This is a genomic window from Leisingera sp. NJS204 (assembly GCF_004123675.1).
Taxonomy (GTDB): domain Bacteria; phylum Pseudomonadota; class Alphaproteobacteria; order Rhodobacterales; family Rhodobacteraceae; genus Leisingera.
This window is the reverse complement of sequence record NZ_CP035417.1, coordinates 3,863,803-3,887,667: the sequence shown is the minus strand read 5'-3', so window position 1 is coordinate 3,887,667 and position 23,865 is coordinate 3,863,803. Positions and strand designations below refer to the sequence as shown.

The window sequence follows — 23,865 nt, the reverse complement described above, 5'->3', positions numbered from 1 at the left end:
CTTGGGCTGGACCGTTCCCCCTAACCGCTTTACCACATGGGTCAGCAGCCACTTGGAGGGACGGCCGATGGATTTCAATGGAAAAACAGTTGCAATTACCGGCGCCAGCCGCGGGATCGGCGCGGATTCGGCCCGGGTTTTCGCCGCCGCCGGGGCCAATTTGGCCTTGCTGGCAAGGAGTGGAGAGGCGCTGCGGGAACTGGCGGAGGAGATCGGCGGAAATGTGCTGACCTTTGCCTGCGATGTATCAGACTACGCATCGGTAGAGGGCGCGCTGGCCAAGGCCCATCAGCATTTCGGCAGCCTGGACATTCTTATCAACAATGCCGGTGTGATTGAGCCGATTGCCCGGTTGGCGGATGTGCAGCCCGGCGACTGGAGCAAGCTGATCGATATCAACCTGACCGGAGTGTTCAACGGTATCCGCGCCGCTTTGCCGCTGATGAAGCCCGCGGGCACCGGCACCATTATCACCGTCAGTTCCGGCGCGGCGCATCATGCGCTGGAGGGCTGGAGCGCGTATTGTTCGTCCAAAGCAGGCGCAGCAATGCTGACCAGCGCACTGGACCTGGAAGAACGTGCCAATGGTATCCGTGCCATGGGGCTGTCGCCGGGCACGGTCGCAACCCGGATGCAGCGGGAAATCAAGACCAGCGGCATTAACCCGGTGAGCGAGCTGGAGTGGGAAGACCACATCCCTGCCGAATGGCCCGCACGGACGCTGATGTGGATGTGCACAAATGATGCGGACGATTGCATCGGCCAGGAAGTTTCCCTGCGCGAAGACAGCATCCGTCAGCGGGTTGGCTTGGTATGATTGATCTGGAGATTGCGCAAAACGGTCTGTGGACCGTCACCATCAACCGCCCGGATAAGGCCAACTCTCTGACCGAAGCGATGCTGACAGAGCTGGCTGAAATCGCCGAACGCGCGCAGGAAGCCCGGGGGTTGATCCTGACTGGAACCGGCAAGGTGTTCAGCGCGGGTGCAGATCTGGACGAGGCGCGGGCAGGCCTGGCGACCTCGCCGGTGTGGGAGCGGTTGTCCAATTCTATGGCTTCAATTCCCTGTCTGAAAGTGGCGGCGCTGAATGGCACCTTGGCTGGCGGTGCCAATGGCATGGTGCTGGCCTGCGACATCCGGATTGCGGTGCCTTCGGCCAAGTTTTTTTACCCGGTGATGAAGCTTGGGTATTTGCCGCAGCCTTCGGATGCTGGGCGGATGGCCGCGCTGATCGGACCTGCGCGCACCAAGATGATCCTGGCAGCCGGGCAGAAAATCACCGCGCAGGAAGCTTGCAACTATGGCCTGGTCGACCGGATCGTGGAACCGGACGCGTTGATGGATACTGCGCAGGACCTGCTGGCGCATTCTCTTGAGGCCCAGCCAGAGATCGCGGCCGGTATCCTGAGGATGTGCCGGTGAAACGGCTGTCCGGCCTGCGGCTGCAGGTAAGGAGTCCTGAACGTCTCGCCGGGTTCTATGCGGATGTGTTCGGCATGGACGTCCAGGCCGAAGGCGAGGCCTGGCGTGCGGGGTACGCAGGACAGGATGCAGACCTGATTCTGCTGCCCGGCGGTGCCCAGGGTTCCCACACGCGGGACGAGCGGTATTGGAAGATCGGGATCTGTCTGCCCGATCTGGACACCGCCTGCGAACAGCTGCGGCAGAAAGGCATTGAGGTCTCCGCTCCGCATCAGTTCCGCGACATCGGATATATGGCGCATCTGCACGATCCCGAAGGCTTTGCCGTTGAGCTGCTGCAGCATGACTTCCAAGGCAAACGCCCCGATGGGGCAGGCGATCCGGCGCTGCCGCTGGGCGGCGGGGCGCATATCGGGCAGATCACCTTGCGGACCGGGGATATCGCTGCCGAAGTTTCAGCGCATGCGGATATGAAGCTGTTGTCGGTGCAGGATGTTGCGGAATTCGGGTTCGACCTGCATTTTCTGGCCTTCACCGACGAAACACCGCCGAACCCGGATTTGCGGGCCGTGGCAAACCGCGAATGGCTGTGGCGGCGTCCATACACCGCTTTGGAATTTCAGCATATTGCCGGTGCGCAGTTGCGGGAGAGCCTGGCGTTTCTGGGGCTGGAAACGACCTAGCCTTTCGTTGTGTTCCAGGCGCCCGTCACCAAGGCGCCCGGCGTCAGAAAATTGCAGATGGCAGCCAGGTTGCGAGGCCGGGTATCAGCCAGACCAGCAGCACCCCAAGCGCCTGCAGGCCGATGAACGGCACCACCCCCTGGTAGATTTGACGGGTGGTGACCTCCTTTGGCGCGGCGCCGCGCAGGTAGAACAGCGAAAAGCCGAACGGCGGCGTCAAAAAGCTGGTCTGCAGGTTGATCGCGATCAGAATGCCCAGCCAGACCGGGTCATGGCCCATGATGATCAGGGCAGGCGTCACCAGCGGCAGCACGATGACAGAGATCTCGACGAAATCGAGGAAGAAGCCGAGCACGAAAATGAACAGCATGCAGAACAGCAGCGCACCGGACGGGCCGCCGGGCATGTTTCCAAGGATATGCGCCACCCGCTCCTCGCCGCCCAGGCCGATGAACACCAGCGAGAACATGCCTGCGGCCAGGATGGTGGCAAAAATCATTGCGGTCATGGTGGTGGTCGAAGTTACCGCATCGTGCAGGATGCGTTTCTTCAAACCGCTGCGCAGGGCGGCCAAAACGGCAATGGCTGCGACCGCGGCCAGAAGCGCATAGAACAGCCCCGCTGCGAGGTCGGCCCCGCTGAGGTCGCTGCGTTGCAGACGGACCGGATGAACCCCTGACAGAATCCCCAGCAGGATCAGCGCGGCGGCACCGGAAAGGATCAGCCGGGACGGTCCCCCTGCACGCGCTCCCGCCATCAGCAAGGCACCGATGCCGCCCACCGATGCGGCCTCGGTCGGGGTGGCGACGCCGCCCAGGATGGCACCGAGCACAGCGAAAATCAGCAGGATCGGCGGCACCACGGCACGCATGATCTGGCGTCCGCCAGGGCGGGCCAGCTCCGCTGGGGCGGAGGGCATGTCCTGAGGCCGCAGCATGCCTCTGACCAGGATATAAAGAAGATACAGCACCACCAGCACCAGTCCGGGCACCAGCGCGGCGGCGAAAAACTGGCCCACGGACAGCGCCTCGACTGAGAATTTTCCTTGCTCATACTGGGCCTGCTGATAGGCGTTGGACATAACGTCGGCGAGGATAATCAGCAGCGTCGAGGGCGGGATGATCTGCCCCAGTGTGCCGGCGGTACAGACAATGCCAGAGGCCACCCGCGGGTCATAGCCGGCGCGCAGCATGGCCGGCAGGGCGATCATACCCATGGCCACAACCGTGGCGCCGACAATGCCGGTCGAGGCCGCCAGCAGCGCACCCACCAGCACCACCGAAATGCCCAGGCCGCCCTTCAGCTGGCCGAACAGCCGCCCCATCGTGTCCAGGAGTTCTTCGGCAATGCGGCTTTTCTCCAGGATCGCCCCCATCAGAACGAACAGTGGAATGGCGATCAGCACCTGGTTGCTCAGCAGGCCGAATACCCGTTGGCCAAGCGCGCCCAGCAGCGAGATGTCCATCACGCCCAGTATCCACCCGAGACAGGCAAAGATGATCGCAACGCCGGCGATGGAAAAGGCCACCGGAAACCCAATGAGGATCGCTGCCATCAGAGCTGCGAACATGATCAGGTCAAGGTATGCGGTCATTGGGCGTCACTTTCGGAAAACAGGCGGATCAGCAGGGCAGCAGATTGCAGCATCACCAGGACGCAGAACGCCGGGATCAGCGATTTCAGCAGGAAAACGGCTTCGATGCCGCCGACTGCAATCGGACCTTCGAAAATAGCCCAGGAATTCCGCACAGACGGCCAGGACCAGTACAGAAGCGCGGCCATTGATGGCAGCAGCAGGAACAGGTGCCCGAAAATGTCGATGCGGCGCTGCGACCGGGGGCTGAGGCCGGCGTAAAACACGTCAACACGCACATGTTTGTCGACAAGCAGCGTGTAGCCGGCGGCGAGCATGAACAGGGTTGCATGCATATAAAGGACGCTTTCCTGTGCGGCGATGGAATTCACTCCGAACACATAGCGGCCGACCACGATCGCAAACTGTGTCAGCACCATGATCAGCGCCAGCCAGCGCACCACATGCGCCAGCCCCCGGTTGATACCGTCCAGCGCATTTGCAATCCGCCGCATTCCGCTCTCTCCCCATCAAAAAGCCGGCGCCCGCCGTTCCGGGCGCCGGCTGCCGTTGCTGCCCGTCAGTAACCCATTACCGAAGCACGGGCGTTCATCTGGCCGTTATCGGCATAGGTCATATAGCTGCCGATGCTGTCGCGGTAGCCAAGGAAGCTTTCGGTAATGCGGCGCACCAGCTCATCGTCGTCTTCCTGCAAGTCGGTGATCACCTCCTTGGCAGCGGCGCCCATCGCGGCGATCACATCCTCGGGGAACATCTTCACCTGCACGCCATCCTCTTCGACCATCTTCTTCAGCGCCAGGGCGTGTTTGGTGGTGTATTCCGTCCAAACCGGATTGTAGAGGCTTTCGCAGGCCAGCGACACAACCTGCTGCAAGTCTTCCGGCAGGTTCCCGAAGGCCGCGGCATTGACACCGCATTCCTCGGCCGAGGAAGGTTCGCCGACACCGGGCCAGTAATAATTCTTGGCCACTTGGTAATAGCCGAGCGCGCTGTCGGTCCAGGGGCCAATGAATTCACCGGCATCCAGCGCCCCGGTCTGCAGGCCCTGGAACATCGCCGGGCCGCTGGTGGCCTCGGCCGCCATGCCAAGTTTCGATGCCATTTCCGAGGCCAGCCCGGTGGTGCGGAACTTGAGGCCCTTCAGGTCCTCGGCAGAGTTGATCTCGGTCTTGAACCAGCCGCCCCACTGCGGGCCGGAGTTGCCGCACAGGAACGGTTTGATCCCGAAGCGGCCGTACATCTCGTCATAAAGCGCCTGGCCGCCGCCGTGGTACATCCAGCCGAACTGCTCATCTGCGCGCAGACCGAAAGGCTGCGAGCCGAACAGCAGGATACCTTTGGATTTCGATCCCCAATAGGCCGGCACGGCGTGATACAGCTCGGCGGTGCCTTCAGAAACCGCGTCAAACACGCCGCGGCCCGGAACCAGCTCACCGGCGGCGAAAAGCTTCACCTCGATCCGGCCGCCTGAAAGGGTGGTGATCCGGTCAGCCAGCATCTGTGCCGCCACACCGGGTCCAGGCAGGTTCTTCGGCCAGGCGGTGACCATCTTCCATTGCATCTTGCCCTGGGCAATGGCGGGGCTGGCCAGCGCTGTTGCCGTTGCACCCAATACGCCGGTTTTCAAAAACGCGCGTCTTTCCATGTCTCCATTCCTCCGTCTGTCGGTGCATCTGCGATGGGCGGATGCCGGCAGCGCAGACTTTGTTATGTTTTGTAGGCGCTTTACATTAATATGTAGCTACATATTATTGTCAATCACAGTTGCGCGGTTCAAGTTCGCCTTTCTGCGCAGAATGCAATATGGAGCGGCGGCAAACATTTTCCCGTTTGACCTGGGGGATGAATATTGACGGACAAGCCACGGCATTCCTGGGTAACCATCCGGGACAGCATCCGGGAGATGATCCTGAACTCCACCTATGGGCCGGGAGACAAACTGCCGCGGGACGAGGAGTTTGCCGCACGGTTCGGCTGTGCCCGCTCCACCGTTCACCGGGCCATGCGGGATCTGGCTCAAAGCGGTCTGGTGGAACGGCGCCGCAAGGGCGGCACAATGGTGCAGCGCGATCCTGTGACCCGCGCAACCCTGAACATCCCGATCACCAGGCTGGAGGTCGAACAGAAAGGCTGCGTGTACCGCTACCAGTTGATCAGGCAGTCGGTACAGCGGTCCAGCCCGGCCATAATGGCAAACTTCGGCCTGCATGAAGCCCGGCCGATGCTGCGGGTTGAAGCTTTGCATCTTGCCGACAGCCGCCCCTATATCTTCGAGGACCGCTGGATCTGCCTGGAAACCGTGCCGGAAATAAATACGGTGGACCTGACACGCGAAAGCGCAAACGAATGGCTTGTCCGCAACCGCCCCTACAGCAGGTGCGATTTGCGTCTTTATGCCCGCCCTGGAACCAAGGACGACAGCGAAATTCTCCAGAGTGCGATCGGAGACGCACTGTTTGTCATGGAACGCACGACTTGGATCGGCGACGCCCCGATCACCAGCCTGCGCGCCGTTGCCCACCCGGGCTATCAGCTGTTCACTCAGGGTTGATGCAATGCTGAGCGCTCGGGAATGGCCGGCCGCGATGCGGGCAGATTGGAACGGAAATACATGGGCCTTGGCTCGATGCAGCGAAAAAAAGCGCTGGCGCCGGGCGCTGGAAACGGGCGCTGGCAAGGGGATGGCATGACAGAAACTTGGGATGCAGTGGTGATCGGCGCCGGGCCTGCAGGGCTGATGGCCGCCGAGGAGCTGGGCCGCGCCGGGCACCGCGTGCTGGTGGCTGAGGCCAAGCCGTCGGTGGCGCGCAAGCTCCTGATGGCGGGCAAGTCCGGCTTGAATCTGACCAAGGACGAACCGTTTAGCCAGTTGATCACCCGCTATGGAGAGGCCGCAGACTGGCTGGCGCCAATGATCCGCGCCTGTGATTCACAGGCCGTTCAGGATTGGGCGCAGGGATTGGGGAGCGAGCTGTTCACCGGCTCGACAGGCCGGGTGTTCCCGACAGTCATGAAAGCCTCTCCGCTGCTGCGCGCCTGGCTGGCACGCCTTGATGGTTTCGGCGCACAGATCCGCACGCGCTGGCGCTGGGCTGGCTGGGAGGGCACAGGGCTTGCATTTGATACGCCGGACGGGCCGAAGCGGATAGAAGCCAGGGCAGTGGTCCTGGCACTGGGCGGCGCCAGCTGGGCGCGGCTTGGGTCGGACGCGGGCTGGGTCCCTCTGCTGGACGGAAAAGCTGTAGAGATTGCACCGTTCAAACCTGCCAATGCGGGGCTTCTGGTGGATTGGTCCGATCACATGGCACCGCAATTCGGGCAGCCGCTTAAGGGTATAGCATTGCACGCCGGCCCATTGTCTTCGCGTGGGGAAGCCGTGATATCGGAGCGCGGGCTGGAAGGCGGCGGCGTCTATTCCGTCTGCGCCGCGGTACGGGAGGGAGAGACATTGCAGATGGATCTGCTTCCGGACCTGGAAACGGCAGAAGTCATCCGCCGCCTGTCCCGCCCGCGCGGCAAGGCGAGCGTTTCAAACCATCTGCGAAAGGTGCTCAAGCTGGGCGATGCACGGGCAGCAGTATTGCAGGAATTCGGACGGCCCTTGCCGCAGGATGTCCAGGCCTTAGCCCGGTTGATCAAAACGCTGCCCGTCAATCACGCGGGCCTGCGGCCGATGGACGAGGCGATCTCCACCGCTGGCGGCGTGCGGCGGGACGCGATGGACAACGGCCTGATGCTGAAACAAATCCCCGGCACGTTCTGCGCCGGGGAAATGCTGGATTGGGAAGCGCCGACGGGCGGTTATCTGCTGACTGCGTGCCTGGCCACCGGGCGTTGGGCGGGCCGGGCAGCGGCACATTACTTGGCGAGTGCGGCAACCCGCTGATAGGCTTCGCGTTGCCGCATCCGGTGTCCATAATCCAGCAGTCTCTCGCCCTCGACTGGAAATTTGGCGCTATGGGCCCAATTCAGGCAATGGGTGCAGATGATGTCGGCGATTGTGAATTCCGTACCCATCAGGAATTCCGCACCCATCTTATCTTCAAGCCGCGCCAGATTATGGGCAAATTCCCACTTCAGGCTGCCTTTCACCTCCGGCACCCGCTGATCTTCCGGCAAGATGAAGCTGTGGCGGGCCGCTGCCCACAGCACAGCATCCACTTCGTCCAGCAGGAGATGCGTCATCGCATCCTGCTTGGCACGGGCTATCGTGCCGGCGGGTGCGGTCAGGGCGCTGTGCTTGTCAGCGAGATAAGTGAGAATGGCAGTTGAATCGCTGATGGCCTCGCCTTCGGCCTGCAGCACTGGCACCTTGCCCGAGACGTTCAGCGCCTGAACTTCCGGGCTGCGGGGGCCGTGCTGTTTCAGCTCATAGGGCTGCCCAAGTTCTTCAAGCGCCCAAAGCACCCGGAACGTGCGGGTGAGCGGAATTCCGGTGACGGTGTACATCGTCTCTCTCCTGTTGTGTGTCCCTAAGATGGGCGGCACAGCAGGGGGGATCAAGCCAGGAGAGGCATTACTGGATCAGCGGGCGCGGCCCAGCATGGCCAGCCGGATCAGGGCGCGCTCCATCAGCGCCAGCGCCGGCGCGGTTTGACCGGCGGAACGCAGCGCCAGGTCGGTATCGGTAATGATCGTCAGCGCGGTTTCCAGCCGGCTTGCGCCCCAGTTCTGTGCCTGGCGCAGCATCCGGTCGCGGCGTTTGCCGTATAGCGGCGGGCGCAGCTGGCCGATGCCCTGGGCAGGGCCGCCGGGTGCAGCGGCAATGGTGTAGAGCGTGCGGAAGTGCCGGGTTGCCCCGATGCAGAGCGTCACGGCATTGGTGCCTTGTGCTTGAAGGCGGCGGATCAGCGGCCCGATTTCGGTACTGCGGGCTTCGGCCACCACATTCAGAACATCGTCCAGCGTGGCCTCGGTCGATTGCGGAGCAACGGCGCCGATATCCTCCAGTGACAGCGGGCTGCTGTCGCCGTGTTTATAAAGCGCCAGCTTCTCGATCATGCGGGAGAAGTCGCCGGGGCCGGTATCATTGGCGATATCCGTCAGCGCTGACATGCTGTCACCGGGGACGTCCCGGATACCAGCCTCCCCCAGGATCCGTTCGATCTCGGCGCGCGAGGGCGGGTCGTCGTAGATTCCCACCGAATAGGCATTTCGGTGGCCTTCAAACGCCTTCCGCAGCTTCGAGGCGGCCTTGAGCTGCCCGGCTGTGACTACAATCTGCGCATCCCCCGGCTGCCAGTCTTCCAGCGCTGTCGCAATGGCAGGCGTGGCGGTGTCATTGGCGCCTTCGACAAAAACCGCCCGGACACCGGGAAAGAACCCCACCGCCTTCACGGCATCCAGCAACTGTGCTGGATCCTTGCGCAGGTCGCTGCCGGGCAGGCGGGTCAGGCGCATTTCTTCTTCGGCACCGGGGCCAAGCAGGGACGCCAGCACCTGCTGCCGCTTAAGCGACACGCGCATGGCGTCGGCGCCATAGATCAGGATGCCGGTCTTGCCCGGATCAGGTTTGGCGAAATAGCCATCCGCTTCGCGCGGAGAGAGCTTCATTCCACCGGCGCGGAGAGATCCGCGGTTGCCAGAATCTGTGCGGTGATCTGATCGGCCAGAATGACCATCAGCCGCTCATGCGCGTCACGTTCACCTGCCAGCGTCTCCACGGTAGAGCCGGTTGCGGAGTAGCCGGTAAAGTTCTGCACGGTGCCGCTGGAGGTCACCTTGCCATCCGACAAGCGGGTCAGAGAAAAGCCAGCACTGCCGATCACCGAATAGCGGGTGATCTCATTGCCCGCGGTGATTGCCTGGCCTTCTTCCTGGGTGCTGAGCGTCAGGTCCAGCTTGTAGGCAGCACTGCCACCGCGGCCCAGGCGCTGCTCCAGATTCTGCACCAGGAAGTAGGCGTCGGTGCCGGTGGCGCCCTTGATCTCCTCCGGCGCCTGAACCTCGATCTGCCCATACAGAGCGGAGCCGGTGCCGCCAGGGGCGTACACCGGGGTAAAGCCGCAGGCCGCTGCCACCAGGGGCAGGGCCAGCAACAGGGTTCTGCGGTTAAGCAACGACATTCACAATCCGGCCCGGCACCACGATCACCTTTTTCGGCGCGCCGCCATTCAGCGCCTTTTGCACAGCTTCGTGTGCCAGGGCGCGTTTTTCAACCTCTGCCTTGTCCAGATCTTTGGCGACTTCGATTTCACCGCGGCGCTTGCCGTTGATCTGGATCGGAAGGGTGACCGTGTCCTCAACCAGCATGGCCTCATCCGCAACCGGCCAGGGCGCGGTGGCGCACAAGCCTTTGCCGCCCTGATGGTTCCAGATGTCTTCAGCCAGATGCGGGGTCATCGGCGCCATCAGCTGTGCCAACGTCATGATCGCCTGCTTCTGGACCGATGCGCTGGCCTTGGATTTGGCAAGCGTGTTGGTAAAGGCATAAAGCTTTGCAATTGCCGCATTAAAGCCAAAGGAATCGACACCCAGGGTCACGTCGCGGATGCATTTATGTGTCTCGCGCAGCAACGCTTCGTCGCCTTCACCCGCCGCATCCGGGTCCATTTCGCCGATCCGGTCGCACAGGTTCCAGACCCGGTTCAGGTGTTTATAGGAAGCCTCGGCCCCGGCGGCGGTCCATTCCACATCGCGTTCGGGCGGCGAATCGGACAGCACGAACCAACGTGCGGTGTCGGCGCCGAAGGATGAGATGATGTGCAGCGGGTCCACCACGTTGTTCTTTGACTTGGACATCTTGGCAGAGGGGATAATTTCTACCTCGGTGCCGTCCTTCAGGAAGCCCTTGCCTTCGCGCAGCTCCACTTCCTCGGGGTAGTGGTAAACCGGGCGGTGATTGCCGCCGGTGGTCTTGTAGATCGCGTGGGTCACCATGCCCTGGGTGAACAGCGCGTCAAAGGGTTCTGCGGATTTCTCTGGCAGGTGGCCGCAGATCTGCATCGCGCGGGCAAAGAAGCGCGAGTACAGCAGGTGCAGAATCGCGTGCTCAATGCCGCCGATGTACTGGTCGACGTTCATCCAGTATTCGGCCTCGGCCAGATCGGTGGGCGTTTCGGCGCGCGGCGCGGTGAAGCGGGAGAAATACCAGGACGAATCGACGAAAGTGTCCATGGTGTCGGTTTCGCGCTGCGCAGGCTTGCCGCAGGACGGGCATTCGCAGTTGCGCCATGTCGGATGACGGTCCAGCGGGTTGCCCGGCACGGAAAAGTCGATGGGTTTGCCGTCTTCGTCATAGGGCAGGGCGATCGGCAGGTTCTCTTTCTTCTCCGGCACCACGCCGCAGTCTTCGCAATGGACGACAGGGATCGGGCAGCCCCAGTAGCGCTGGCGGCTCAGCCCCCAGTCGCGCAGGCGGTATTTGGTGACACCCTGGCCCCAGCCGGCTTTTTCCGCGAAGTCAACGGTGGCGTTGACCGCTTCTTCGCCGGTCGCCTCGGTCAGCCCGGCGAAGTGATTGACCCAGCGGACTTTTTCGGACTTCGGCGGCACCAGAGCCTCGGCCGCGACTGGCGCGTCCTGATCCGGTGCAAAGAAGGCGTTGGTGACCGGCAGGTCATACTTGCGGCAGAAGTCCAGGTCGCGCTGGTCATGCGCCGGGCAGGCAAAAATCGCGCCTGTGCCGTAATCCATCAGGATGAAATTGGCGATCCAGACCGGCAGCTCCCAGTCCGGGTTCAGCGGGTGCTTTACCCGGATACCGGTGTCATAACCCAGCTTCTCGGCGGTCTCGATGGCTTCCTCGGTGGTGCCGCCCTTGCGGCACTCGGCGACAAACGCTGCAACCTCTTCCGATTCGGCTTCCAGCGCCTTGGCAATCGGATGATCGGGCGAGATGCCGACAAAAGACGCGCCCATCAGCGTATCCGGGCGGGTGGTGTAGACTTCAATCGGCTCTGCGCCGTCGGTGCGTTCAAACGAAAACTGAAGGCCGCGCGACTTGCCGATCCAGTTTTCCTGCATCAGGCGGACTTTGGCCGGCCAGTTCTCCAAGCCATCCAGCGCCGACAGCAGCTCTTCGGAGAAATCGGAGATCTTGAAGAACCACTGCGTCAGCTCGCGCCGCTCCACCAGCGCACCGGAGCGCCAGCCGCGGCCGTTTTCGACCTGCTCGTTGGCCAGCACGGTCATGTCGATGGGGTCCCAATTCACTACGGCGTTCTTGCGGTAGACCAGGCCCTTGTCCAGGAAATCAAGGAACAGCGCTTGCTGCTGGCCGTAATACTCCGGATCACAGGTGGCGAACATGCGGCTCCAGTCCAGCGACAGCCCCAGCGGCTTCATCTGCTCGACCATCGTGTCGATATTGGAGTAGGTCCAGTCCTTGGGGTGCCCGCCCGAGGCCATTGCGGCGTTCTCCGCAGGCATGCCGAAGGCGTCAAACCCCATCGGATGCAGCACATTATGGCCGGTGGACAGCTTGTAGCGTGCGATCACATCGCCCATCGTGTAGTTGCGCACATGGCCCATGTGCAGCTTGCCCGATGGGTAGGGGAACATTTCCAGCACATAATACTTCGGCTTGCCGCCGGTGCGCTTGGCCTGAAATATCCCGGCCTTGTCCCAAGCTTCCTGCCATTTAGCTTCGATTTCCGTGGCGGAGTAACGCGACATCAGAGCGGTCCTTTGCATGAAAACGCCGGGCAAGTGGCCCGGCGCTTCTGATAATGGGGTTTGGCTGGTGTTTCCAGAGCGCAGCGGGTCAGAGTTTTTTATCCGCGATCCGCAGCTGCCGTGCGCGGGAAAGAATCGCGTCCTCAACTGCGCGGGACGTGCTGGCGCTGACGGGGCCGCCCTTGGATTGCAGCGCAACGTTCAAGGAACGCGCGTCCAGGGCCGGATCCTTTATGTGAACGGTGGCCCGGTAGGTGCGGCCGCCGCCAGGCGGGGTGCCATAGCCCGTGATGATAACACCGGTGAAGGGATCAACCGATTGCACCGGCAGGAAGTTCAGCACGTCCAGGCTGGCCGCCCACAGGTAGCGGTTGACCTGCACGTTCTGGTCCGGCTGGCCGCGGAACACATCCCAGATAGAGGATGGATTGCTTTGTGCCCCGATTTCATCAACCGCCAACCGGTCCTTGCCCAGCAGGGTGCCATCCTGGCTGCGGTCCTTGTTGCCGCCGCATGCAGCAAGACTGAGGCATATTGCGCCGGCCAAAGTTGCCTGCAGAGTCTTTGTTCTGATCATAACCGCTCCCAGAGCCAATTTCTGGGCGAACACCTAGCGCAAGCGGCGCGGGCGGAGCAAGTGCTTTGCCCTATATAGAAGGTCCTCCCGTCGTGCGATACGCCTCCGGAGTGATCGGCCGATGGTGCAGCAGCATGCAAACCTGTGTGCTTGCGTCCATCCGGTGCAGTAGCGAGGCAGACTGTGGCATAGCTGCACCATCCCGGACCGCATCGTTTCGCCCGACTTTCCCAAGACTTGCCAAAACGGGGGCGAAAGAGCGAAACCCCTTGGCATACCCACGCCGGATTCCCCGGTTTGGGCTTAAGATTAGAAAACCGAGGGAAAAACATGAAAAAGGTTCTCTTCGCGACCACCGCGCTGATCGCCACCGCAGGCATGGCCGCGGCCGAAGTCAAAATCTCCGGCTATGGCCGTTTTGGTCTGGACTACAACGAAGCCAACAAAACCGTTGTTGGCCGTTCCGAGACCAACATCACCAGCCGTCTGCGCTTCACCTTCGACGCGTCGACCGAAACCGATGGCGGCGTGACCGTTGGCGCACGTGCTCGTGCCCAGTTCGAAAACCGTGATGGCACACCCGGCACCGGCGCGTTCAACGGCGCACAGTTCCACGTCGCATACGGCGGCCTGCGTGTGAACGTTGGCAACATCTGGGGCGCGATCGACAACATGCCGGGCTTCTACCTGGAAACCCGTTCGGTTGGTATCGGCATCGACGGCGCCGGCTTTAACTCGCTGGTGACCAACGTTGCGGGCAACGGCTTTGACTGGGACACCTACACCTCCGCAGCAGCCGGCCGTAACGGCATCGAAGCTCTGTACTCCGCTGGCGGTTTCTCGGGTCACCTGTCCTACTCCCAGGCAAACGGCGGCACCGTTGCCGGTTCCGCAAACGGCACCGAGCGTACTGCTGTGCATGTTGCCTACACCTTCGGTGACTGGACTGCCGCTCTGGGCTACCAGGACTCCAACGTCGCAACCGAAGACAAACTGGTCTTCACCGTTGCAGGTGACCTGGGTCAGTTCGGTGTTCGCCTTGCATACGGCAACAACATGGACGCAGTGACTGTTGGCGGCGTTGCACAAGACGTCGACAAAATCACCCTGGCCGGCAACGTTGAGCTGGGCGCAGCCTCCACTCTGGTTGCCTTCGTGAGCAGCGAAGACAACCCGGCGGGCACCGGTGTTAACGGCACCGACGGCACCGCCTTCGGCATCAACTACTCCTACGATCTGGGCGGCGGCGTGTCGTTCGAAGCGGGTGCGGTTGAATCGTCCTCCGACTTCACCACTGTTCAGGCAGGTCTGTACTTCAGCTTCTAAGCTGAAGCACGCCTAGCGTGAATTCGGGGCGGGTTCCTTCGGGAGCCCGCCCTTTCCTTTTGTGGCTTAACATTTGCGGGCAAACAGTGTTTTTTGCGGCTAAACAGCTACGAGGCCAAACCCATGCCGCTTGAAGAGATCAGATCCCGAGTTGCCAAAGCTGAGAAGCAGGCCGGCCGTATGCCGGGCAGTGTGCAGCTGATTGCGGTTTCCAAAGTGCAGCCGGACGAGCGGGTCGAGGCGGTGCTGCAGGAAGGCCATCGCTGTTTCGGTGAAAACAAGGTGCAGGAAGCGGCTGGAAAATGGCCCGGGTTCGTCGAGCAATTTGACGGTATCGATTTGCATTTGATCGGCCCGCTGCAGACCAACAAAACCCGCCAGGCGATGGAGCTGTTTGAGAGCATCCACTCAGTCGACCGGCCCAAACTGGCCAATACGCTGGCCAGGCTGGCGCAGGAGTTGGGCAAATGCCCCGAATTGTTCATTCAAGTGAATACCGGCGAGGAGGAGCAAAAAGCAGGCGTGTTGCCGTCCGATGCAGATGCTTTCATCGCAGAGTGCCGCCAGCTTGATCTGCCTCTAAAGGGGCTGATGTGCATCCCGCCGGTGGAAGAAGAGGCTAGCTTGCATTTCGCGCTGCTGGCAAAGATTGCTGAGCGCAACGGGTTGAATGGCTTGTCGATGGGAATGAGCGGCGATTTCGAGAAAGCCATAGCCCTTGGCGCCACCCATGTTCGCGTCGGTTCTGCCATTTTCGGCGCCCGCACCTATTGAGGCACAAAAGTTTTAGGCAAAACTTTTGCCAAGACTTTTTGAAAAGTCTTGGTTGCGTCAGGTGCGTGCCAGAGGCGGGACGATAACCCGGGATCCAGGCTGAACCCGGTCAGCAAGCCAATGGAGATCCGCGCGCGAGAAAGCGATGCAGCCTTCAGTGGGGTATCCAGGGCCGCGCCATTGATGAAGGAAGATTGCGGAACCGCTTCCCGGAATTGCGGTTGGCCAGTTCCAATCGGTGATCAAAACCAGATCATAGAGCGGATCGCTGCGCCGCAGTCGTTCGTGACTGAACGGATAAGGCGCCCGCACATGGTGGTTGTAATTTGCATCTCCTGAATCATCCGACCATAGGTCCCGCGGACCAATAGGCTTGGCCCAGGAGGCAGGGCGGTACAGCCTGTCGGGGCGGTAATACATGCCTGCAATGCGATGCACGCCAATGGGAGTCGCGCCATCCCCTTCGCGTTTGTTCCGGGACAGCCCGCCTTTGCCGATTGTGCACGGCAGCACCCGACCCAGAAACCGCACGCCGCGGGGGGTCAGGACCAGATCGGCGGGTGATGTCACAGCATATGCCCGGATTTCCGGGCCTTGGTCGCCAGGTAATGCTGGTTGTGGGCATTTTCACCCACTTTCAGCGCCACCCGTTCCGCCACATGCACGCCGGTCTTTTGCATCATCGCAATCTTGTTCGGGTTGTTGGTCAGCAGCCGCACTTGGGAGAAACCCAATTCTTGCAAAATAGAGGCGCCTAGGCGGAAGTCGCGCTCGTCATCCTCAAACCCCAGACGGTGATTGGCCTCCACCGTATCAAAGCCCTGGTCCTGCAGTGAATAGGCCCGCATTTTGTTGGCAAGGCCGATCCCGCGGCCCTCCTGATTCAGGTACAGAAGGACACCAGCACCTTCCGCGCCCATCTGTGCCAGTGCGCCCTGCAGCTGCGGGCCGCAATCGCATTTCAGCGAGCCCAGCACGTCGCCGGTGAAGCAGGCCGAATGCAGCCGGGCCAGAACCGGTTTGGATCTGTCGGGGCGGCCGATTTCCACAGCATAATGCTCCTCGGCGCCATCCTCAGGGCGGAAGATGTGAAGCCTGCCGGCTTCGGCGGCATTCATTGGCAGGCGGGCAGCTGCGACCGGGTGCAGAGGGGAGCTTTGGCTCAGCAGCGGTTCTGCAGCTGCACGAGAAATGCTGGTAAGGCCGTGTGCCGCGGCAAACCCGGACGGATCGCTGATAGGCACAAGAGCAGCAGCTGGCAGCAGGCGCGCGGATTTCACCAGTGCAATTGCCAGCCGGTGCAGGTCTGCGCTGCCACCGCGCTGGCTGGAAAATGGACCCTTCATCGGTGTGTTCAGATCATCCGCCGGGTCGGCCAGCGACTGGATCCACTTCAGCCCCTCAGTACCGGGAACAATAATGCGGGCGGTGTCCGCGTCATACACCCGGGCCTTCAGGGTTTCCGCCCGCCGGGCCGTCAAGGCCAATGTCGGAGCGCCCAAGGCACGCATGTCTGCCAGACGTGTTTCTGTCAGCGATTCCACGGCAATTGCCAGCGCGGCACTCTTTCCATCACTCAATACCACCGGCAGGCCCATGCGCAGATCGACCCGGGCACGGGCCAGCAGTTCGATTATAGTGGGCATCAGGCTCATACGGGGATTCCGGTGTTATTTTGTAACAAAGGCTCGCTGTCTTTACGCCCAAATGCAACGGATGTGAAACATTTTCCCTGCCATGGACACGTCGGCGTGAGAGTATTGCAGCAAATCTTGCCGAGGGCGCAAGGGATGCGCATGTGTTGTCATGTGAACAGGAGGGCGAGCCGATGGCGCAACTGAAAAAAATTCTGCTGGTTGATGATGATGAAGACCTGCGAGAGGCCTTGAGCGAGCAGCTGGTGATGACCGAGGACTTCGATGTATTCGAGGCAGAGAACGGTCAAGGCGCGATGGAGCGCGCCAAGGAGGCCCTCTATGATCTGATTATTCTGGACGTGGGCTTGCCGGATACGGACGGGCGCGAACTGTGCCGCCTGCTGCGCAAGCAGGGAGTGAAGGCTCCAGTCTTGATGCTGACAGGCCACGACAGCGATGCCGACACTATTCTGGGTCTGGATGCCGGCGCCAATGACTATGTCTCTAAACCCTTCAAGTTCCCGGTGCTGCTGGCCCGGATTCGGGCGCAGCTGCGTCAGCATGAACAATCCGAGGATGCGGTATTTGCGCTTGGCCCTTATACCTTTAAACCGTCGATGAAGCTTTTGATCGCGGAAGATGAACGTAAGATCCGGTTGACCGAGAAGGAAACCAACATCCTCAAGTTTCTCTATCGCTCCAGCGATGGTGTGGTGCCGCGGGATGTTCTGCTGCATGAGGTGTGGGGATACAATGCAGGCGTGACCACGCATACGCTGGAAACCCATATTTACCGGCTGCGGCAGAAAATTGAGCCCGATCCGTCGAATGCACGCCTGTTGGTGACGGAATCCGGCGGTTACCGGCTGGTCGCGTGATGTAATCGGCGTTGAGCCAGATCAAAGAAGAACCTGAGGTTCACCTTTAAAACTGACCCTATCCCGCGCATATCCGGGTCACGGTATGCACCTCCCTGTTGGACTTGGCCGGGCGTGATGCCCGGCCTTTTTTTGTCTGTATTGTTTACACACACGGGCCATTTCATCTCTGGCCCTTCCAGGCCCGGACAGGCAGTATCGCGCCGGAACCCGGATTTCACGATGAGGCGCGCGATGCCATTTACTCTTGCCACCTGGAATATCAACTCGGTCCGCCTGCGCGAACCGATTGTGCAGAAACTGTTGCAGGAGGAGGGGCCGGATGTGCTTTGCCTGCAAGAGTGCAAAAGCCCGGTGGACAAGATTCCGTTGGAAGGCTTTGCAGCCCTGGGCTACAGCCACATGGTTGCGCGCGGCCAGAAAGGCTACAACGGGGTGGCGATCCTGTCGCGCTTGCCGATTGAGGATGCAGGGGATCAGGATTTTGCCAGCCTTGGCCATGCCCGCCATGTGGCCGGACGGCTGGAAAACGGGGTGGTGATCCACAACTTCTATGTCCCGGCGGGCGGCGATGTGCCGGACCGGGAAAAGAACGAGAAATTCGGCCAGAAGCTCGATTACCTCACGGAGATGCGCGACTGGTTCCAGGCCGATAAACCGGAAAAATCCATCCTGGTCGGGGATCTTAATATCGCCCCGCGCGAGGATGATGTCTGGGACCACAAAAAGCTGTTGAAGGTTGTCAGCCATACGCCCATTGAGGTGGAGCATTTCGCAGACGTGATGGACGCGGGCGGATGGTCCGATGTGACCCGGAACGATATCCCTGACGGCCGCCTGTACAGCTGGTGGAGCTACCGGGCCAAGGATTGGGATGCCGCCGACAAAGGGCGCCGTCTCGACCACGTCTGGGCGACGCCGGACATTAAAAACGCGGCCCATTCCAGCCGGATCCTGCGGGATGCCCGCGGCTGGGAGAAGCCCAGCGACCATGCGCCGGTATTTGCAACCTTTGATCTGTGACGGCAGGCGGAGTGCTCCCGCCTGATCCGCAACATCCGCAGGATGTTTCTTCTCCGTTGGGCATGGCACTGCGCTGCCGCGCAGTGCGGTTCCGCCGCGCGTCAGCGCGGCGCCCGGCCCAACGCCGTAAGGGTTCTGGCGTAGCCAGGGCCCGCTGACGGGGGCGGGAGCACTACCGCTCAAAGCAGCCAGCGGGCGTATTCGGGGTGCCTGTCCTGCATGTCCTGGTAGAGCCAGACCATCCGGTCCACAAACCACAGCTTGCCGCCAATCATCAGCGTCAGACCGCCAAGGATGAAACCAGGATCCAGGATCCAAAGACCGTAGATCCAGGGGATCGCTCCAATGCCCGACGCCCAAACCAAACCCTTTGCCCAGCCCAGGTGATGGCGCGGTATGGGAACCTGCGCCCGGTTCAGGAGCACCCGCTCACCAAATGTGCCGCGGGACGCCCAGGTGCCGGTGCTGGCAGGCAGCCCAAAGGCGCGCGGGTTCCACCAGGTCCACACCAGCACCAGCGCAATGGGCAGGACCGCAGCCCAGCCCAGCCACACCCGCGACCATACGGCGAGTGTCATCAGCGGCAGAACCGTCATCCGGCTCACGACGCTCCATGGGTTGGCGTGCCGCGCCCAAGCGGCGTCATCCATGCGCATTATCTTTTCAGATAACGCAAAGAGATCGAACCTGCGGCTGGCCATCGGCAAACTCCTCTCTTGGTTTCCGGCGCTTGGGATTCCATATAGGGGGCAAGTTCCAAGCGGAGAACAATCTGATGACCGAAATTCTTGGCAGCACCGCACCGGCGGGTGATCTGATCAAAGACGTGACCGAAGCCACTTTCATGCAGGACGTTGTCGAAGCGTCGATGCAGGCGCCGGTGATCGTGGACTTCTGGGCGCCTTGGTGCGGCCCGTGCAAAACCTTGGGCCCGATGCTGGAGGCGGCTGTCACCAAGGCCAAGGGCGCCGCCACCATGGCCAAGATCAACGTCGATGAAAACCAGCGCCTGGCGCAGGCACTGGCGCAGCAGGGGCTGCCGCTGCAGTCGATCCCCACTGTGGTCGCCTTTGTTGAGGGACGTCCGGTGGACATGTTCCAGGGTGCACTGCCGGCATCCGAGATCGAAGCCTTTGTGAACAAGGCCATCGAGGCAGGGGGCGGGTCAGCCGACGGCGGTCTGGGCGAGGCGCTGGAGGCAGCCGAACTGATGCTGACTGAGGGTGCCGTGGCGGATGCAGCGCAGACTTTTGCTGCCATCCTGGGCGAAGATGACAAGAACGCCGCGGCTTATGGCGGATTGGCACGCGCGCATATTGCGCTTGGCGATCTGGATCAGGCGGAGGCCGTTTTGAATGGCGCACCCGCCGAGATTGCGGATGCAGCTGAGATAGAAGCCGCGCATGCGCAGATCGCCCTGGCGCGGCAGGCCGAGAATGCTGGCCCGGTGGGGGAATTGCGGGCTGCGGTGGACGCCAGTCCGGAGGACCTGCAGGCACGTTTCGACCTGGCGCAGGCGCTGCATGCGGCTGGAGATGCAGAAGCCGCAGTAGACGAATTGCTGGAGCTTTTCCGCCGTGACCGCGAGTGGAACGAGGGTGCTGCCAAGGTACAGCTGTTCACCATCTTTGATGCGCTGAAACCCAACGACCCGGTGGTTCTCAACGGGCGCCGGAAACTTAGCTCAATGATATTTGCCTAAGACCGGGGCAGCACTACACTCTGTCCCATGATCCAGCCTGCTGATCTGCCGGACACGATTGCCGTGTTCCCATTGCCCGGGGCGCTTTTGCTGCCCCGGTCGCGTTTGCCGTTGCACATTTTCGAGCCGCGCTACCTGCAGATGCTCGAAGATACGCTTAAGACGCGGCAGCGTCTGATAGGCATGGTGCAGCCCTGCCCGGGTCCGCACGGAACCGGGGAGGAGCTGCACGCGATTGGTTGCGCCGGGCGCGTCACACAGTTTTCCGAAACAGAAGACGGCAGATACCTGGTCACGCTTTCAGGCGTGTCCCGGTTCCGTATTACCCGCGAAGCCAATGGATTTACCCCCTATCAGCGTTGTGATGTCAGCTGGACGGGATTTGACCGGGACCTTGGCCGCTCCGAGGCGGATGATACCCTTGACCGGCCGTCGTTCCTGGATCTGCTTGAGCGGTTCTTTTCCGCCCGGAGCCTGTCAACCGATTGGGAAGCCCTGAAAGACGCGGATGACGAGCTGCTGATCAATTCCCTTGCCATGCTCTTGGAATTCGACACTGAAGAGAAACAGGCCTTGCTCGAAGCGCCCTGCCTTGCCACAAGGCGGGAAACGCTTGTCACTTTGATTGAATTCGCCCTGCGCGGCGGCACTCAGGAGGAAACCCTGCAATGACCGAGACACAGGCGCCTGCCTTTGACCGCCGGATGCTGGAAGCGCTCGTCTGCCCGCTGACCCAGGCGGTGCTGGAATATGATGCCCAGGCGCAAGAACTGATTTCGCGTGCTGCCAACCTTGCCTTTCCGATCCGCAATGGCATCCCGGTGATGCTGGTGGACGAGGCGCGCGCGCTGGACTGACGCGGCACAAAGACAGCGCCCAAGCCTTAGATAGCTTGCCCTGTTAAAAGCTTGGGTAAGTCTCCGGTCAGGCCTGCTGCCTCACGCACGAAATTGCGGCGCAGGCCGGGGACCGCTCCTGCCAATCCCATTCCGATGTCCCGCCCCAGACGCAGCAGCGGGTTATCATTGGAAAAAAGCCGGTTGAAAATATCCGTGGCTGCAGCCAGCGAGGCAGTGTCGAAGCGGCGCCATTGCTGGTAGCGCTCCATCACCAGGGATGAACCGATATCTTCGCCCCGCCGTGAGGCTTCGGTGATGACTTCCGCCAGAGCGCCGACATCGCGCAGGCCTGCATTCAGCCCTTGACCTGCAATCGGGTGCATCCCATGCGCCGCATCCCCCACCAGCGCCATGCGGTCGCCGATAAAGCTGTTGGCGATGGTCAGGTTCAGCGGGTAAGTAAAGCGTTTGCCTGCCAGGGAAATCTCGCCGAGGAAATCCCCAAAGCGCGGCCGCAGCGCCTGAATGTACTCGGCGTCACTCAACGCGTGGATGGCCTTGGCGGTCTCCGTCCGCTCGCTCCACACGATGGAGGAGCGGTTGCCCGGCAGCGGCAGGATCGCCAGCGGCCCGGGCGGCATGAAAAACTGATGCGCGATGCCGTGATGTGGTTTTTCGTGGTCAATGGCGCAGACCAGGGCGGTCTGGCCATAGTCCCAGCCGGTGCGCTTGATGCCCGCCCGTTGCGCAGTGCCGCTGCGGCGCCCGTCCGAGCCGACCAGAACCTGACCGCGCAGCTCGCCGCCATCGTCCAGGGTGACAGTGACACCGCTTTGGTCCGGTGCTTGTGCAACCACGGTGCGCCCGGACACCAGGGTGATGCCCGGCGCGTCCTCCATCGCCTGCAAAAAGGCCCGGCGCAGGAAACGGTCCTCAACCATATAGCCCATCGGGCCTTCTTCCAGCTCGGCATGGTCGAAATGGATGAAAAACGGTGACGGACCATGGCCCGCATGACCGTCTGTCACCTTGATCTCCAGCATTGCTTGCGCGTTGTCTCCGACATGCTGCCAGACGCCGGTCTGCTGCAGCAGCCGCTGCGAGGCCAGCGCCAGCGCGTAACCGCGTCCGTCAAAGCCTTCATCAGCAAGCTTGTCAGGGGTCAGCGCGTCGACCACAGTGATGCTGTGGCCGGTCTGCGCGAGGGCCAGGGCCAGCGCGGGGCCGTTCAGCCCGCCGCCCACGATCAGGATATCAGAGGCATTTTTCATGCCCCGCAATATGCGCCTGCTGGCGGGATTGTCCATCCGGGAAGCGCGGGATTGTGCCTGTGTCTTACTGCCGCTACCGTTTGCATCAACTGCATTTGGGGAGACGGGCTGATGCAAGATTGGCTGACAATGACCGCCGCCGCTTTGGGGCGGGGGATTGAGGCGGGTGAAATCGGTCCGGCGGCGCTGACCCGCTGTTATCTGAACGCCATAGATGCCCATCCGCTGAAGGACCGGATCTATACCCAAGTGACCCATGATCGCGCCCTGGCTGAAGCCGGGGCTGCGCAAGAACGTGCGGATCTGGGCCTGCGCCGGTCGCTGCTGGACGGGGTGCCGGTCAGTTGGAAGGATCTGTTTGACAGCGCAGGCACCGCAACCGAATCCGGTTCGGATCTGCTGAAGGGCCGGGTGCCGGAACAGGATGCAGCGGTTCTGCGCAACGCAACACTTTTGGGGGCGGTCTGCCTGGGCAAAACCCATATGAGCGAACTGGCGTTCTCTGGCCTTGGCTTCAACCCGATCAAGGAAACACCGCCTTGCGTCAATGATCAGTCGGCCGCGCCAGGCGGATCGTCCTCCGGGGCGGCTGCGTCGGTTGCCTTTGGTTTGGCCGCAGCCGGAATCGGCTCTGATACGGGCGGTTCGGTCCGTATTCCGTCTGCCTGGAATGATCTGGTAGGGCTCAAAACCACCTCAGGCCGGATTACTCTGGAAGGTGTTGTGCCGCTGTGCCTGAAATTCGATACTATCGGTCCGCTGGCCCGCTCGGTGGAGGATGCCGGGCTTCTGTTAGGGCTGCTGGAGGGAACGGCGGGACCGGATCTGCGCAATCCCGGGTCGCTGAAAGGGTGCCGGTTTGCCGATTTGCAGAATGTGGCGCAAAACGACTTGGACCCAAAGGTTTTTGCCGCCCATCGTGATACGCTGCAGCGCCTGAAAGACGCCGGCGCAAGAATCGTGCCGCTGGAAGTTCCAGAGCTGGAAGAGGCCATGGCGCTGAGCCCGATTCTCTACACCACTGAAGCCTACGGCTTGTGGAAAGACGTGATCGAGGCAACGCCGTATCTGATGTATGCGGAAATCCTTGAACGCTTCCGCACCGGTGCGCAGTTCAGCGGACCGGATTATGTCGCGGCCTGGGCTAAGCTGGAGCAATGCCGTATGGCCTGGGATCAAGCGGCAGCCGGGTTTGATGCGGTGCTCAGCCCCGTTTCGCCAATTTTGCCGCCGAACCTGCAACGGCTGCAAAGCGATCATGACTATTATGTGCAGTCCAACCTGCTGGCACTGCGCAATACGCGGATCGGAAACCTGATGGGGCTGTGCGCGCTTTCGCTGCCCACCGGCACACCAAGCTGCGGCCTTCAGGTGCTCGGCCAGCCGGATTGCGAGGAAGCCTTGCTGCGCACCGGTGCCGCGATTGAAATGGCCTTGGCCTGAAAGCCACATTCGGCCCAGCGGGCCACTCACCGGGTGGACGCACCGGTCCGCCACCTGTAACCTGAGGCGCAAACGGG

Annotated in this window: 25 protein-coding genes; 13 read left to right on the top strand and 12 right to left on the bottom strand. The window is 61.7% G+C overall.

Going from position 1 to position 23,865, the window contains the following annotated elements; translation table 11 throughout:
• Nucleotides 1–67 precede the first annotated feature (67 nt).
• From ETW24_RS18830 to ETW24_RS18820, 3 genes are read left to right on the top strand one after another with little or no spacing between them, the layout of a single operon-like run.
• Complete coding sequence (locus ETW24_RS18830) at nt 68–817, top strand: SDR family oxidoreductase (RefSeq protein ID WP_129372466.1); 750 nt, start codon at nt 68–70, stop codon at nt 815–817.
• A complete protein-coding gene (locus ETW24_RS18825) occupies nt 814–1,425 on the top strand; it encodes an enoyl-CoA hydratase/isomerase family protein (protein ID WP_129372465.1) in 612 nt (203 codons plus the stop codon). Before ETW24_RS18830 ends, ETW24_RS18825 begins: the two co-directional genes overlap by 4 nt.
• Nucleotides 1,422–2,108, top strand: coding sequence for a VOC family protein (locus tag ETW24_RS18820; protein WP_254695651.1), 687 nt, complete (start codon nt 1,422–1,424; stop codon nt 2,106–2,108). Before ETW24_RS18825 ends, ETW24_RS18820 begins: the two co-directional genes overlap by 4 nt.
• Nucleotides 2,109–2,151: 43 nt before the next feature.
• Here the strand turns inward: ETW24_RS18820 and ETW24_RS18815 are convergent, their stop codons facing one another.
• The 3 genes from ETW24_RS18815 to ETW24_RS18805 all read right to left on the bottom strand — a co-directional run bounded on the left by ETW24_RS18815 (nt 2,152) and on the right by ETW24_RS18805 (nt 5,347).
• Nucleotides 2,152–3,702: a TRAP transporter large permease gene (locus ETW24_RS18815; RefSeq protein WP_129372463.1), complete on the bottom strand. Its 1,551-nt coding sequence runs from the start codon at nt 3,700–3,702 to the stop codon at nt 2,152–2,154.
• Nucleotides 3,699–4,196: a TRAP transporter small permease subunit gene (locus ETW24_RS18810; RefSeq protein ID WP_129372462.1), complete on the bottom strand. Its 498-nt coding sequence runs from the start codon at nt 4,194–4,196 to the stop codon at nt 3,699–3,701. Before ETW24_RS18810 ends, ETW24_RS18815 begins: the two co-directional genes overlap by 4 nt.
• A gap of 65 nt (nt 4,197–4,261) precedes the next feature.
• Nucleotides 4,262–5,347, bottom strand: a complete 1,086-nt coding sequence (locus ETW24_RS18805; protein WP_129372461.1) for a TRAP transporter substrate-binding protein — start codon at nt 5,345–5,347, stop codon at nt 4,262–4,264.
• Nucleotides 5,348–5,551: 204 nt separating this feature from the next.
• On the opposite strand from ETW24_RS18805, the gene ETW24_RS18800 reads away from it, so the two are divergent.
• On the top strand, nt 5,552–6,253 hold the full coding sequence (locus ETW24_RS18800) for a GntR family transcriptional regulator (RefSeq protein ID WP_129372460.1): 702 nt from the start codon (nt 5,552–5,554) through the stop codon (nt 6,251–6,253).
• A 135-nt stretch (nt 6,254–6,388) separates the two neighbouring features.
• Complete coding sequence (locus tag ETW24_RS18795) at nt 6,389–7,588, top strand: TIGR03862 family flavoprotein (protein ID WP_129372459.1); 1,200 nt, start codon at nt 6,389–6,391, stop codon at nt 7,586–7,588.
• Here ETW24_RS18795 and ETW24_RS18790 read toward each other — a convergent pair.
• From ETW24_RS18790 to ETW24_RS18770, 5 genes are all read right to left on the bottom strand, one after another.
• Nucleotides 7,561–8,151, bottom strand: a complete 591-nt coding sequence (locus tag ETW24_RS18790; protein ID WP_129372458.1) for a glutathione S-transferase family protein — start codon at nt 8,149–8,151, stop codon at nt 7,561–7,563. The two genes, ETW24_RS18795 and ETW24_RS18790, sit on opposite strands and share 28 nt — an antisense overlap.
• Nucleotides 8,152–8,226: 75 nt before the next feature.
• Complete coding sequence (holA, locus tag ETW24_RS18785; RefSeq protein WP_129372457.1) at nt 8,227–9,255, bottom strand: DNA polymerase III subunit delta; 1,029 nt, start codon at nt 9,253–9,255, stop codon at nt 8,227–8,229.
• Nucleotides 9,252–9,767, bottom strand: coding sequence for an LPS assembly lipoprotein LptE (lptE, locus tag ETW24_RS18780; protein WP_129372456.1), 516 nt, complete (start codon nt 9,765–9,767; stop codon nt 9,252–9,254). The genes holA and lptE overlap by 4 nt, the downstream gene beginning before the upstream one ends.
• Nucleotides 9,754–12,318, bottom strand: coding sequence for a leucine--tRNA ligase (leuS, locus tag ETW24_RS18775; RefSeq protein WP_129372455.1), 2,565 nt, complete (start codon nt 12,316–12,318; stop codon nt 9,754–9,756). Before leuS ends, lptE begins: the two co-directional genes overlap by 14 nt.
• A gap of 88 nt (nt 12,319–12,406) precedes the next feature.
• Nucleotides 12,407–12,895, bottom strand: coding sequence for a DUF3576 domain-containing protein (locus tag ETW24_RS18770; protein WP_129372454.1), 489 nt, complete (start codon nt 12,893–12,895; stop codon nt 12,407–12,409).
• 330 nt (nt 12,896–13,225) lie between these two features.
• Here ETW24_RS18770 and ETW24_RS18765 point away from each other — a divergent pair, with 330 nt between their 5' ends.
• Nucleotides 13,226–14,221: a porin gene (locus ETW24_RS18765; protein ID WP_129372453.1), complete on the top strand. Its 996-nt coding sequence runs from the start codon at nt 13,226–13,228 to the stop codon at nt 14,219–14,221.
• 123 nt (nt 14,222–14,344) lie between these two features.
• A complete protein-coding gene (locus ETW24_RS18760) occupies nt 14,345–14,995 on the top strand; it encodes a YggS family pyridoxal phosphate-dependent enzyme (protein ID WP_129372452.1) in 651 nt (216 codons plus the stop codon).
• A 57-nt stretch (nt 14,996–15,052) separates the two neighbouring features.
• Here ETW24_RS18760 and ETW24_RS18755 read toward each other — a convergent pair whose 3' ends face one another.
• Together ETW24_RS18755 and ribA are read right to left on the bottom strand one after the other, a co-directional pair.
• Nucleotides 15,053–15,565 carry a L,D-transpeptidase family protein gene (locus ETW24_RS18755; RefSeq protein ID WP_237455437.1) on the bottom strand — a complete coding sequence of 171 codons (513 nt, stop codon included), beginning with the start codon at nt 15,563–15,565 and terminating at the stop codon, nt 15,053–15,055.
• A complete protein-coding gene (gene ribA, locus ETW24_RS18750) occupies nt 15,562–16,650 on the bottom strand; it encodes a GTP cyclohydrolase II (RefSeq protein WP_129372451.1) in 1,089 nt (362 codons plus the stop codon). Before ribA ends, ETW24_RS18755 begins: the two co-directional genes overlap by 4 nt.
• 173 nt (nt 16,651–16,823) lie before the next feature.
• Between ribA and ETW24_RS18745 the strand changes: the two genes are divergently transcribed.
• On the top strand, nt 16,824–17,510 hold the full coding sequence (locus ETW24_RS18745) for a response regulator transcription factor (protein WP_129372450.1): 687 nt from the start codon (nt 16,824–16,826) through the stop codon (nt 17,508–17,510).
• Between the two features lie 234 nt (nt 17,511–17,744).
• Nucleotides 17,745–18,533, top strand: coding sequence for an exodeoxyribonuclease III (locus ETW24_RS18740; RefSeq protein ID WP_129372449.1), 789 nt, complete (start codon nt 17,745–17,747; stop codon nt 18,531–18,533).
• 179 nt (nt 18,534–18,712) lie between these two features.
• Here the strand turns inward: ETW24_RS18740 and ETW24_RS18735 are convergent, their stop codons facing one another.
• Nucleotides 18,713–19,183, bottom strand: a complete 471-nt coding sequence (locus ETW24_RS18735; protein WP_254695650.1) for a DUF6653 family protein — start codon at nt 19,181–19,183, stop codon at nt 18,713–18,715.
• 125 nt (nt 19,184–19,308) lie between these two features.
• Between ETW24_RS18735 and ETW24_RS18730 the strand changes: the two genes are divergently transcribed.
• From ETW24_RS18730 to ETW24_RS18720, 3 genes are read left to right on the top strand one after another with little or no spacing between them, the layout of a single operon-like run.
• Nucleotides 19,309–20,235: a tetratricopeptide repeat protein gene (locus tag ETW24_RS18730; RefSeq protein WP_129372447.1), complete on the top strand. Its 927-nt coding sequence runs from the start codon at nt 19,309–19,311 to the stop codon at nt 20,233–20,235.
• A 27-nt stretch (nt 20,236–20,262) separates the two neighbouring features.
• Complete coding sequence (locus ETW24_RS18725; RefSeq protein ID WP_129372446.1) at nt 20,263–20,907, top strand: LON peptidase substrate-binding domain-containing protein; 645 nt, start codon at nt 20,263–20,265, stop codon at nt 20,905–20,907.
• Nucleotides 20,904–21,092 (top strand): Trm112 family protein, encoded by a 189-nt coding sequence (locus ETW24_RS18720; protein ID WP_129372445.1) that lies wholly within the window; start codon nt 20,904–20,906, stop codon nt 21,090–21,092. The genes ETW24_RS18725 and ETW24_RS18720 overlap by 4 nt, the downstream gene beginning before the upstream one ends.
• Before the next feature lie 26 nt (nt 21,093–21,118).
• Here ETW24_RS18720 and ETW24_RS18715 read toward each other — a convergent pair whose 3' ends face one another.
• The gene (locus tag ETW24_RS18715; protein WP_129372444.1) at nt 21,119–22,345 is read right to left on the bottom strand and encodes an FAD-dependent monooxygenase; all 1,227 of its coding nucleotides are present in this window, start codon (nt 22,343–22,345) and stop codon (nt 21,119–21,121) included.
• A 111-nt stretch (nt 22,346–22,456) separates the two neighbouring features.
• Here ETW24_RS18715 and ETW24_RS18710 point away from each other — a divergent pair, with 111 nt between their 5' ends.
• The gene (locus ETW24_RS18710; protein WP_129372443.1) at nt 22,457–23,788 is read left to right on the top strand and encodes an amidase; all 1,332 of its coding nucleotides are present in this window, start codon (nt 22,457–22,459) and stop codon (nt 23,786–23,788) included.
• Nucleotides 23,789–23,865: the final 77 nt, after the last annotated feature.

What these genes read in the sequence shown, in the direction of transcription:
- ETW24_RS18830 (WP_129372466.1), top strand. Translation starts at nt 68, where the DNA reads ATGGATTTCAATGGAAAAACAGTTGCAATTACCGGCGCCAGCCGCGGG.
- ETW24_RS18825 (WP_129372465.1), top strand. Translation starts at nt 814, where the DNA reads ATGATTGATCTGGAGATTGCGCAAAACGGTCTGTGGACCGTCACCATC.
- ETW24_RS18815 (WP_129372463.1), bottom strand. Translation starts at nt 3,702, where the DNA reads ATGACCGCATACCTTGACCTGATCATGTTCGCAGCTCTGATGGCAGCG.
- ETW24_RS18810 (WP_129372462.1), bottom strand. Translation starts at nt 4,196, where the DNA reads ATGCGGCGGATTGCAAATGCGCTGGACGGTATCAACCGGGGGCTGGCG.
- ETW24_RS18805 (WP_129372461.1), bottom strand. Translation starts at nt 5,347, where the DNA reads ATGGAAAGACGCGCGTTTTTGAAAACCGGCGTATTGGGTGCAACGGCA.
- ETW24_RS18795 (WP_129372459.1), top strand. Translation starts at nt 6,389, where the DNA reads ATGACAGAAACTTGGGATGCAGTGGTGATCGGCGCCGGGCCTGCAGGG.
- ETW24_RS18790 (WP_129372458.1), bottom strand. Translation starts at nt 8,151, where the DNA reads ATGTACACCGTCACCGGAATTCCGCTCACCCGCACGTTCCGGGTGCTT.
- holA (WP_129372457.1), bottom strand. Translation starts at nt 9,255, where the DNA reads ATGAAGCTCTCTCCGCGCGAAGCGGATGGCTATTTCGCCAAACCTGAT.
- lptE (WP_129372456.1), bottom strand. Translation starts at nt 9,767, where the DNA reads ATGTCGTTGCTTAACCGCAGAACCCTGTTGCTGGCCCTGCCCCTGGTG.
- leuS (WP_129372455.1), bottom strand. Translation starts at nt 12,318, where the DNA reads ATGTCGCGTTACTCCGCCACGGAAATCGAAGCTAAATGGCAGGAAGCT.
- ETW24_RS18770 (WP_129372454.1), bottom strand. Translation starts at nt 12,895, where the DNA reads ATGATCAGAACAAAGACTCTGCAGGCAACTTTGGCCGGCGCAATATGC.
- ETW24_RS18765 (WP_129372453.1), top strand. Translation starts at nt 13,226, where the DNA reads ATGAAAAAGGTTCTCTTCGCGACCACCGCGCTGATCGCCACCGCAGGC.
- ETW24_RS18760 (WP_129372452.1), top strand. Translation starts at nt 14,345, where the DNA reads ATGCCGCTTGAAGAGATCAGATCCCGAGTTGCCAAAGCTGAGAAGCAG.
- ribA (WP_129372451.1), bottom strand. Translation starts at nt 16,650, where the DNA reads ATGAGCCTGATGCCCACTATAATCGAACTGCTGGCCCGTGCCCGGGTC.
- ETW24_RS18745 (WP_129372450.1), top strand. Translation starts at nt 16,824, where the DNA reads ATGGCGCAACTGAAAAAAATTCTGCTGGTTGATGATGATGAAGACCTG.
- ETW24_RS18740 (WP_129372449.1), top strand. Translation starts at nt 17,745, where the DNA reads ATGCCATTTACTCTTGCCACCTGGAATATCAACTCGGTCCGCCTGCGC.
- ETW24_RS18735 (WP_254695650.1), bottom strand. Translation starts at nt 19,183, where the DNA reads ATGGATGACGCCGCTTGGGCGCGGCACGCCAACCCATGGAGCGTCGTG.
- ETW24_RS18730 (WP_129372447.1), top strand. Translation starts at nt 19,309, where the DNA reads ATGACCGAAATTCTTGGCAGCACCGCACCGGCGGGTGATCTGATCAAA.
- ETW24_RS18725 (WP_129372446.1), top strand. Translation starts at nt 20,263, where the DNA reads ATGATCCAGCCTGCTGATCTGCCGGACACGATTGCCGTGTTCCCATTG.
- ETW24_RS18720 (WP_129372445.1), top strand. Translation starts at nt 20,904, where the DNA reads ATGACCGAGACACAGGCGCCTGCCTTTGACCGCCGGATGCTGGAAGCG.
- ETW24_RS18715 (WP_129372444.1), bottom strand. Translation starts at nt 22,345, where the DNA reads ATGAAAAATGCCTCTGATATCCTGATCGTGGGCGGCGGGCTGAACGGC.
- ETW24_RS18710 (WP_129372443.1), top strand. Translation starts at nt 22,457, where the DNA reads ATGCAAGATTGGCTGACAATGACCGCCGCCGCTTTGGGGCGGGGGATT.